Below are 202 nucleotides of genomic sequence, written 5' to 3' on the forward strand. Positions count from 1 at the left end.
GCCGCCGTCGTCGTCGTGCTGGACCTCGACCACGGTCAGGCAGCAGCCGTCCACGGCGATGGACGCGCCGTGGACGGCGTCCCCGGTGACGAGCGGGCCGCGGACGGTGAGGCGGGCGGAGGCCTCGCCGCGCTCGAGCGCGACGACCTCTCCGAGCTCCTCGACGATGCCGGTGAACATCAGGCCTCCTGCTGCTGGTGGG

General features: G+C 74.3%; 1 pseudogene. It reads right to left on the reverse strand.

The annotated features are described in order from the left end of the window. A pseudogene (locus tag FHN55_RS22075) lies at positions 1-180 on the reverse strand (riboflavin synthase); the annotation flags it as partial. Positions 181-202 lie beyond the last annotated feature (22 nt).

The organism is Streptomyces sp. NP160, assembly GCF_006335115.1.
Classification (GTDB): Bacteria; Actinomycetota; Actinomycetes; order Actinomycetales; family Quadrisphaeraceae; genus Quadrisphaera.